The organism is Treponema endosymbiont of Eucomonympha sp. (assembly GCF_001028545.1).
Genome location: NZ_BBPW01000220.1, coordinates 1 through 1,000, shown reverse-complemented (window position 1 = coordinate 1,000; position 1,000 = coordinate 1). Strand labels below are relative to the sequence as shown.

The 1,000-nt window shown below is 60.4% G+C and carries 2 protein-coding genes; one reads left to right on the top strand and one right to left on the bottom strand.

Features of this window, described 5'->3' with window-relative positions; all coding sequences use genetic code 11:
* The coding region (locus tag AWU74_RS06100; RefSeq protein ID WP_306701026.1) for an MATE family efflux transporter at positions 1 to 594 on the top strand (594 nt) is incomplete at its 5' end.
* Here AWU74_RS06100 and AWU74_RS06095 read toward each other — a convergent pair.
* The gene (locus AWU74_RS06095; RefSeq protein ID WP_306701028.1) at positions 591 to 989 is read right to left on the bottom strand and encodes a transposase; all 399 of its coding nucleotides are present in this window, start codon (positions 987 to 989) and stop codon (positions 591 to 593) included. The genes AWU74_RS06100 and AWU74_RS06095 overlap by 4 nt on opposite strands.
* Between the last annotated feature and the right edge of the window lie 11 nt (positions 990 to 1,000).

Below are 1,000 nucleotides of genomic sequence, written 5' to 3'. Positions count from 1 at the left end.
CACCTCGGCAAGATACTGGTGCTCACGCTGGTCGCCGCGTTCGGCACGCCCGCCCTCACCGCAAACGCCGCCGTCGGCAACCTCGCCCTGCTGAGCACCCTGCCCGGCAGCGCGGTCGGCGCGGCAGTGCTCATCGTCGTGGGGCAGTGCCTCGGCGCGGGCAAGCCGGACGAGGCGGCGTATTATGTCCGCCGGCTCATGGCAGGCACGTATATTGCAATGGTCGCCGTCAATATCGTGCTGCTGCTCACCGCGCACCCGGTAATCGCGGTCTTCGGACTGGAAGATGACACGGAGGCGTTCGCCCTGCGCATATATATGTCTCACTGCCTGTGCGCAATGCTGATTTGGCCGCCGTCGTTCGCGCTGCCGAACGCGCTCCGCGCCGCAAACGACGCCAAATTCACTATGACGGTGTCCATGCTGTCTATGTGGCTGGTGCGCGTCGGCTTGAGCCACGTATTCGCGCGGTACACCGACTGGAGCGTGGTGGGCACGTGGGTTGCCATGTACGCCGACTGGGCGGTGCGCGGGGCGGTCTTCGCCGCGCGTTTTCTCGGCGGCGCGTGGCGACGGCATTACCGGCTGGATTAGGTAGTGTGGACTGGAAGGTAGAGGAATAAACACCTGACATGAATAGCGGCGATGAAGGAAGCGGTGAGCTTTGCATAGCGCGTAGCAATTCCCCGCCGGCGCTTGAGGGCACGGAAGACGTTTTCAATGACGTGCCGCGCCCGATACAGTTCATGATTGTACGCTCTCTGCTCTTTTCGGCTTTTAACCGGAGGGATGACTGCTGCTATATCCGCTTCCTTAAGCATATCGAGCAGTTCGTTCGTGTCATACGCCTTGTCTGCGAGGAACGCTTCCGCCTCCAAATCCTCCATAAGGAGAGGCGCTTGATTACAATCCGCGATAGTACCGCTTGTCACAATGCCGCTTGCCGGTATCCCGTACTCGTCAACTACCAAATGTAATTTGCTGTTCAGCCCCCTTTTGT